The 8,735-nt window shown below is 32.0% G+C and carries 6 protein-coding genes; all 6 read left to right on the top strand.

Features of this window, described 5'->3' with window-relative positions; translation table 11 throughout:
- Nucleotides 1-240 precede the first annotated feature (240 nt).
- The 6 genes from ACT29I_RS25320 (at nucleotide 241) to ACT29I_RS25295 (ending at nucleotide 8,040) form a co-directional block, all read left to right on the top strand.
- Entirely contained in the window at nucleotides 241-693 is a 453-nt protein-coding gene (locus ACT29I_RS25320; RefSeq protein WP_444794810.1) for a hypothetical protein, read from the top strand.
- Nucleotides 694-709: 16 nt separating this feature from the next.
- Nucleotides 710-1,123: a hypothetical protein gene (locus ACT29I_RS25315; RefSeq protein WP_444794809.1), complete on the top strand. Its 414-nt coding sequence runs from the start codon at nucleotides 710-712 to the stop codon at nucleotides 1,121-1,123.
- 358 nt (nucleotides 1,124-1,481) lie between these two features.
- On the top strand, nucleotides 1,482-2,942 hold the full coding sequence (locus ACT29I_RS25310; RefSeq protein WP_444794808.1) for a DUF3375 domain-containing protein: 1,461 nt from the start codon (nucleotides 1,482-1,484) through the stop codon (nucleotides 2,940-2,942).
- Entirely contained in the window at nucleotides 2,939-3,520 is a 582-nt protein-coding gene (locus ACT29I_RS25305) for a DUF4194 domain-containing protein (protein ID WP_444794807.1), read from the top strand. The genes ACT29I_RS25310 and ACT29I_RS25305 overlap by 4 nt, the downstream gene beginning before the upstream one ends.
- On the top strand, nucleotides 3,504-6,905 hold the full coding sequence (locus ACT29I_RS25300; RefSeq protein WP_444794806.1) for an ATP-binding protein: 3,402 nt from the start codon (nucleotides 3,504-3,506) through the stop codon (nucleotides 6,903-6,905). The genes ACT29I_RS25305 and ACT29I_RS25300 overlap by 17 nt, the downstream gene beginning before the upstream one ends.
- Entirely contained in the window at nucleotides 6,898-8,040 is a 1,143-nt protein-coding gene (locus ACT29I_RS25295) for a Wadjet anti-phage system protein JetD domain-containing protein (RefSeq protein WP_444794805.1), read from the top strand. Before ACT29I_RS25300 ends, ACT29I_RS25295 begins: the two co-directional genes overlap by 8 nt.
- The last annotated feature ends 695 nt before the right edge of the window (nucleotides 8,041-8,735 follow it).

Below are 8,735 nucleotides of genomic sequence, written 5' to 3'. Positions count from 1 at the left end.
AAGCAGGTCGGTAAAATTTAGGTCATATGGTTTTTAGTAGCTTTAAAGGATTAAGTAAACGTATTTAAACGATTAAGTAAACGTTTTTACACGATTAAGAAAACGTATTTAAACGATTAAAATAACTGATTATATATGCGGTATAGAAACCATAATCGAAATAATAAAGTCATTACGGTCTCTATATCCAAGTTGTAGCACATTTGGGCAGACACAAACATCGAAACAATAACCGAAAAATTGGACAAGAAATATTATCGATATAAAAATGGATTTTGGGGCGAATTAGAATGTGGACTGATTCTATTTCTTTATGCAGCTTTTTGGATAATTTTAGCAGAAATTGCTGGATTATTCATTACAAGATTTTTTCTTACAATTAATATTTTATTGGTTTTAAAAATTAACGGTCTGATTGTCGGAATGATTTTGCTTTTAATAATTATAAAAGGATTATTAGGAGTAAAATATTATCAGGTTCTCGAAACATCTCTGATAGTGAGATACAATTTCGGAAAAACAAAAACAATTGACTGGAAACAAGTTGTTAAAATTGGTTATTTCATTGACAAAGGAATAAACGATTATAAAGTTTACACGCAGGATAAATTGATAAAAATTAGTCACATTCCATTTGAGGTGATTGAAAAAATAGCCTTGAATAACGATTTGAGAATTAGTGAGGATTTTTAATAAAGGCCATCAAAACATGATTAGTAATTTAAAAGCAATATTAAACAAGAGCCTGATTCAAAGAGTTATTTATTCACTGGGACTAATCATTTGGACTTTGCTACTTTTTGACAGACTTCAAAGTGCTCCTCACGCTGAAAGTTCAATAAGACTTTCTTACCTGACTCTGTACCTAATACCAACACTGATTCTGATAATACAAATAATCAGAAATAATAAAGTTCTCTGGGGCATGACTTTTGGATTGTTCAGTGCCTTCATCTTGATTTCTTTAATTTTAGGTGTTGCGGATTGGATTGAGAGAAGTGGAAACCATGTAAAAGCCATAGATTGGACATTTAGAGATATTGTCCTAATAATTTTATATTTTGGTGTTTTATCACTTATTGACTGGATAATATTTATGATTAAACCGAAAAAGATAATTTAACAAGGAAAAACGTGCTACAACAATGTATAAAAAACATAAGTGGCTCAGTGGTTTACGAGAGGTTTGTACATTTAATCAGCTCCGCCAAATCTGCGATTTGATGGTTTGTTTTATAAAAGTAAATTTGTGTCAAAACGCAAATTTGGCTCTGTGCAACTTGACAGGTAAGAGCTTCGAAATCACTTACGTTTCTTATACTCAACGTTGTGTTTCATGCTGAGAAAGACCGCGCATCTAAAGCCAACACACATTTGGCACATTTGCAAGCTCCAACACACAAGCTGATGCTTCAGCTTGCAAAAGAGCCAAATTTTTGCCGACACACGGATTGATTGTTAACTTTGAGAAAACAATTTTAATGACAGATATTGAAATTATATTAGACCTCTTAAATACTTCACCAAGTGTTAGCATACTTGCTTCAAGAAACCGTGAATTAATAATTTCTTTTTTGCTTAAGACTTTTTATAATAAACAAAGTGTTGTTTCTTCTGAAAGCATTCATTTACAACTCGCTGATTATCTACAATTCAAACAAGTCGAAATGGATGAAGATAATGACATCACAATATTTGATACTTATGAGATAAAAGCAAAGAAATATATCCAGAACTGGACAAATAGCGGTTTTCTAACAAATTACCCTGATGAACGAGGAGAGATATTTTACGAACTTTCTTCTCATTCCAGTAAAACAATCGACTGGATAGCAAGCTTAAAAAAGGAAGAATATATTGGTGCGGAATCGAAGTTTAAAAACATATTTAATCAATTAAAAGAATTAGTTGAGTTCTCAAATGAAGATGTAAAAAGCAGGATTCAGATATTACAAGACAAGAAACTTGAAATCGAACAGCAAATCAAGAGACTTGAGGCTGGTGATGATATAAAAGTATTTGAAGATTATGAAATCGTTCCACGATTTAAACAAATAACACAATCTGCAAAAGAACTTATATCCGATTTTAAAGAGGTTGAAGATAATTTTAAAGGCATAACTAAAGAGATTTATCTAAGGCATGCGGAGGAAGACAACACCAAAAGCCATATTCTTCAATACACTTTTGATGCATTGGATGACTTGAAAATAAGTCAACAAGGTAAGAGCTTTTATGCATTCTGGTCATTCTTATTAAATCCCTCACTTCAAGAAGAATGGAATAGACTTGTTGTTGAACTGTATCAAACGCTGGAAGATAAAGATATCGAAGTAAATGACCATTTCCTTAAAGGAATGAAAAAGCTCCTACATTTTGCAGGTCAGAAAGTGTATAAAGCAAATGATAAAATGGCGGATAAACTTAGCCGTATTATAAGGGAAAATGAACAATCAAAAACAGAATTAACGAAATCTGTTATTCAGAACATAAAAAAGATATTGATTGAAATCTCCCAGAAAAAAACAACTCCAAATATTTCCTTAGAGTTAGAAACAGATTTGGATATCAATATTCCATTTGAAAGGGTATTAACATTTGACCAAAAGGAAGAAGTTGTTTATAATAAAAAACCTCAAAAAGCTGATTTTGATATTAGTCAATCCGCTCAACTTCAAAAATTATTTCTACGGACTTCGGTAGATACAAAATTAATAGAACGCCATATCTTGTCGGTACTCAAAACCAAATCACAAACAACTTTAACAGAGGTTATTGAATTAAATGGAGGTATTGAGAAAGGCTTGCCCGAGTTATTTGGTTATATAGGTGTTGCGCAAAAATTTAAACACACTTTTCTGTCAGACAAGCAAAAACAAATTGTTTTTGATAAAGAAAACAGGAAGACTATTCTAATTCCAGAAGTTATTATTGCAAAATGAAAAGTTTAGAAGAAATAGAAAAGCCATATTCGAAAGCTATTATTCGATTATTAAAAGGGGCTGTTGATAAAAACAATAAAGTTTGGGATGATATAATCAACTATCAAATTGAAATACAGGAATATATAAGCGTTATCGGTCTTGAACTTGTATTAAAAAAAGATGATGGTTTTGCATTTGTTAAACAGATTGAAGACAGTAATGGAGGTACGTTAGGTATAGCATCAAGAAGGCAAATAGGATTTGAAAGTTCTATTATCCTAATTGTATTACGGCAAAGTCTTGAAGAATTTGACAGTAACCCTGCACAATTCCAGGTTTCAGAAAAATTCATAACTGATACTGAAATAAAAGAAGAATTAAGTCTTTTTCTTCCTGAAAAATTTAACAAAGCAAAATTTTTAAAAGACATTGATAAAAACATTCGTCAAATTGCTGAATTAGGTTATTTGAAAGAAGTTCAAAAAACAAATAATGAAACCAAATATCAAATTCTAAGGATAATAAAGGAAAAAGTTACCCTTGATATATTAGTGGAATTCAAAAAAAAATTAGAAGAATATGTTGAGTCTATTTAGTACAAGTTCTGATAAGGCTGGTTATAGGCTTCAATATATGGAGATATTTAATTGGGGTACTTTTAACGAAAGGGTGTTTCGCATTCACCCACAAGGCAATAATTCACTTTTAACAGGTGCTAATGCATCTGGGAAAAGTACATATGTCGATGCTCTTTTGACACTAATGGTTCCGATTAAAAGGGATAGATTCTATAACCAATCATCAGGTGTGGAGAAAAAGGGCGATAGAACAGAGGAAACCTATGTTTATGGTCATTACGGAAACATTCAAAAAGAGGGTGACTTAAGTACAACAACACAAACATTGCGTGATAAGAATACTTATTCTGTCCTTTTAGCAAATTTTTCTAATACTGAACAAAAAATAATTACCATATTCCAAGTCCGTTGGTTTTCTAACGGTGAAATGAAGCGGACTTTTGGTGTTGCCCATGTTCCATTGGAAATTCAGAAAGACTTTTCTTCTTTTGATTCTAAAGGTAATTGGAGGAAAAGACTTGAGAAGAATTTCAATACAGGTATAAAAAAGAAAATTGAGTTTCTAAATGGCCCTTCTGCATATGCAGAAAGGATTTGTCATTTATTCGGAATGCGTTCAGAGAAAGCTCTTAATTTATTTAATCATATTGTTGGTGTAAAAGTTCTTGATGATTTGAATGAGTTTATCAGGACAAATATGCTTGAAGAACTTGATGCTGAAAACGAATTTATTCAGCTGAAGGAGAGCTTTATTACGCTAATGGATGCAAAAACAAATATTGAAAAGGCTGGCGAACAAATTCGTCAGTTAGAACCTATTAGTGAGCATGCCAAAAACATTGATTCATATTCTAACGAACTAAAAAAGCAAAATGATTTAAAAGAATCATCCGTTTATTGGTTTGCGAAACAAAATACTGTTCTTGGGCAAAAGGAGTCTGAAAAAGAAAATCAGCAACTTGACAATCTAAATGACGAATTGTCTAACTTAAAAGAAAAGCAGGAAGAACTTAAAGACCAAGAATCTAAATTAAGAGTTCAAATTGAAAAGGACGAAGTTGGGAATCAGATTAGAGAACTTGAAAAGGAAATAAGGCGTTTATCGAGTAGTAGAGATAACCGAACTACTAAATTAGACGAGTATAATAAACTTGCCAAAACTGGTGAACTTGTTCTTAATCCCAATGAAAATTTATTTATAAAGAATCGGGAAGATGCTCAATTAAAACGCAATGAATGTGAACAACGGCAAAAAGAACAATTCGAAAAGAAAAGATTGGCTAAAAACAGAGAAGAAGACTTAACTACGCAGATTGAACAAAAAGTTGGAGATATTCAGGTTTTAAGGAAAAATAAAAACAATATTTCTGGAAGAGTTGCTGAAATACGGGAAGAAATTCTGGAACATGTTGGAGCAAATAAAGATGAAATCCCCTTCATCGGTGAATTAGTGAAAGTTAAAGAAGCCGAATCTAAATGGGAACTTGCGATTGAAAAAATCCTACACAATTTCGCATTAAACCTTATTGTTCCTGAAAAGTACTATAAAAAAGTAAATGAATATGTTAACTCAACAAATCTTAGAGGTAGAATTGTTTACCAAAGGTATAAGGAATATACTTCTTTAAAGGACATGATTTCAGCCCAACCATTGAGCAACCATGTTTTAAGCAAGTTAGAATTCAAACAAAAAAACAAATATACCGATTGGATAGAAGATGTAATTAAGGAGCAATTTAATTTTGCATGTGTAGAAAATCTTGAAGAATTTAGTAGGTATGAGGAGAATGCAGTAACAAAGGAAGGTTTAATAAAATTCAAAAAAGGAAAACACGAAAAAGATGATAGGCGACATATTCTTAGTAAAGAGAATTATGTTTTAGGTTGGGACAATACTGAAAAGATAAAACTTCTTCGTGAAGAGCTTATAAAACTTCAAGAAGAACAAAAAGAAATCGTGAAAAAGCTACGTGAAATTGATGCTGAATCCCAAAAGCTTGGTAATCTTAGGGATTGTTATTCTGAAATTTTTTCCAATTTTAAAAAGTTTGATGATATTGATTGGGAAAGTTTTGCTATTGAAATAGCCGAGAAAGAAGAAGCGAAAAAAAGACTTGAAGCTACAAACGACAAAGTAAAAGAATTGCAAGGTCAGCTTTCAGTCGTTCAAGACAATTTAAAGAAGCTTGAAGATGTTGATATAAAAGAAAAGTCAAGACAAATTTATATATTAGAGGAATCTATTAAAAAGGTTAATGAAATAATTAAACAAAATCAGGAATTGCTAAATAATTTTGGAGAAAAGGAATGTACTTTATTTGAACATGAAAATTCTGAATTACTAACTATTGAATTTTCCCGAATTGAAACTGAAAGAAAAAATTTCATTGACAGAAACCAAAGGCTAATCCAAGAGTTTAGAGGCAAAAAAAGCATTGAAGAAAATGAAGTCAGAGACAAGATTAGTGCTTTTAAAAGACCCTCAGAAGAAATATTGCTGAAATTTAAAGATTGGAGGTCTGATGTTAATAGTTTGCCCGAATCAGGTCATTTAGAATTTATCTCTGAATATCAACGATATTTAGATAGGTTAAAAGCTGATGACTTGCCAAGATTCGAAAAGAAATTTAACGCTTATTTACAGGAAACCATTATTAATAAAGTCGGTGATTTCAGAATGTTCTTCATTAATTGGTCGGACTCAATTAAAGACAATATTAAGCTGTTGAATGAATCATTAAAGGAAATTGATTTTAAGGACGCTGATTTTAAAACATACATTCAAATTATTGCAAGAAAGAAAGCAGACGACGATATTAAGTTGTTTGAAAATCTTCTAAGTAAGGCTATCCCGAATTTTACAGAACTTGAAACAACCATTGATGGAAGAAAGAACCACTTTTACAATCATATTGAACCATTGATTTCCAAATTAGATGATGAAAAATGGCGACTAAAAGTTATGGAAGTGCGCTCATGGTTTGATTACAAAGCAGAAGAATTCTACAAATCCGATGATAAGAAATTTGGAACATATGAGAACATGGGGCAATTGTCTGGGGGAGAAAAAGCACAGCTCACATATACAATTTTGGGTTCAGCTATTGCATATCAATTTGGCTTAACAAAAGAAGGGTTACAACCAGACTCTTTCAGGTTTATTGCAATTGATGAAGCATTTAAATCACAAGATGAAGATAAAGCGAGGTATTTAATCAAACTATGTAAACAACTGCATTTGCAATTACTTGTTGTAACTCCTTCTGATAATATTCAGATTGTGGAAAATGATATTTCATTTGTTCACTTTGTTGAACGTAAGGAAGGTCGTGAATCATGGTTGTATGATATGCCTATTGAACAATTTAAAGAAGAAAAAGAACGGTTTTTGAATAATGATTAGTTCAAAAGAAATAAAAGAAAAAGCTGAGAAACGGTACTCCTCGTTTTTAAAGCAAATCTATCAAGAGGATACTTTCTTTCCTTTGATAATTAAAGGCGATAAAAAACCAACAAGTGATATATCGACATTTGAAAAGGAAATTCGTGACTTGGTTATCAATTCAAAAGATAACAAAGGATTTGGTTATGACATTGACTTTAAAACCGTAAAAACCAAATTTTTAGGAGAACAGAAATTACCGCAAGAAATTAGATTTTTATCCGAACATGATTACTTGAAATTCATAGGGAAGGTTAAAGAAGTTGAAGATTTTAAAGCTGACTTTGATTTAATTATCTCAGAATTTGAGGAATTAAAAGAATGGGCTGAAAAACATCCGACACAAATTATTCAAAATCATGGGATATGGTCTGAATTATTAAAAGTATGTATTTATTTCAAAGCTAACCCCTACCCCAAATTATTTATAAGAGAATTGCCTGTTAAAGTACATACTAAGTTTATCGAACAAAATAAATCGATATTGAGGGAATTGTTAGATGTTATTCTCTCTGAGTCTCTTGTAATAGATGAAAAGGAATTTGAAAAACGCTTTAACCTTAAAATCCAAGAACCATTAATTCAAATACGGATATTAGATAAAAATATTTCAAAAAATTATTTTTCTGGAATATCACAATTGGCAATACCAGTAAGTGATTTTGAAGCATTGGATTTACCCTTAAAGAAGATTATAATTGTTGAGAACAAAACAAATCTTCATACTATGTTAACCTTGCCCCACATTAATGAAACTATTGCTGTTTTTGGAGGAGGCTATAGTGTTAACAATATTAAAAACGCTTCATGGCTAAATAAATTAGAGATAATGTACTGGGGAGACATTGATGTGCAAGGATTTGAAATTTTATCCCAATTCAGAGGATATTTCCCAACTGTAAAAAGTATCTTAATGGATAAAGAAACGTTTGATAATTTCTTTGAAAACGATAATGGAACGGAATCAAAAATAAAATGTCAATTAAATTTAAATAAGCAGGAACAAGATTTATATGACATACTGAAACAAAATAACTGGAGATTGGAACAAGAGAAAATTTCGATTGATTATGTCAATAATATAATTTTGAAATAATGCCGACCCTTCGCATCCATACACATTGCCAAGTCGCTCATAAAAGCCAGCGCACGGACCAAAACTTGTCAAAGAGTATGGTTGCCCAAACGCACGGACAGACAGTGGTAATAAAGCACGAAAACACAACACGGTATATAAAACATTTGGCGGGAAGTGCTAATTTTAAGGGCGGTACATTTAATAAACATTGTAACGGTTTGATAGGAAATCGCTTTGAAATGCCAAACGATTTCATATACTAAACGTTAGTGTGCCACGAAGCTGTGGTAATCCAGTAGGTGTAAATCCTACCTAAATAATTTTCTTAAAGATCATTGCTTCGTTCGGCATAATTCAAGCAAGCTTGATTCTGCTCTCTCTTATCGCAATAATTTTTTTTAAAGATCATTGTTCCGTTCGGCATAATTCAAGCGAGCTTGATTCTGCTCTCACTTATCGCAATAATCGCTGTTCATTTAGAAGAGCTGCCGACAGTAATGTCCGTGAGGGCTATCGCTGAAGCTCGGTATGTTCAAATGACCAAGCCGTAATGCGCAAGCGTGAACCCGTGGTAGCTTCGAGAAGTGTATCTGTAGATGGGGAGAGTTTTGACGGTCTTCGAACCCTGTAATGTTGTACGGATTAACAGTAATGTGAAGTGCAACGGTCTACCGGAGTCATAGGGATGGCGTGGTTATAGATGGATTATCACG

The organism is Saccharicrinis sp. GN24d3, assembly GCF_052400645.1.
In the GTDB taxonomy this organism is placed as follows: domain Bacteria; phylum Bacteroidota; class Bacteroidia; order Bacteroidales; family Marinilabiliaceae; genus Saccharicrinis.
Note: the sequence above shows the minus strand (reverse complement) of the source record. Positions and strands in the feature narration are given on the sequence as shown.

Bases quoted from the DNA above. Each gene is read 5' to 3' on its own strand.
- ACT29I_RS25315 (WP_444794809.1), top strand. From the start codon at position 710: ATGATTAGTAATTTAAAAGCAATATTAAACAAGAGCCTGATTCAAAGA.
- ACT29I_RS25310 (WP_444794808.1), top strand. From the start codon at position 1,482: ATGACAGATATTGAAATTATATTAGACCTCTTAAATACTTCACCAAGT.
- ACT29I_RS25305 (WP_444794807.1), top strand. From the start codon at position 2,939: ATGAAAAGTTTAGAAGAAATAGAAAAGCCATATTCGAAAGCTATTATT.
- ACT29I_RS25300 (WP_444794806.1), top strand. From the start codon at position 3,504: ATGTTGAGTCTATTTAGTACAAGTTCTGATAAGGCTGGTTATAGGCTT.
- ACT29I_RS25295 (WP_444794805.1), top strand. From the start codon at position 6,898: ATGATTAGTTCAAAAGAAATAAAAGAAAAAGCTGAGAAACGGTACTCC.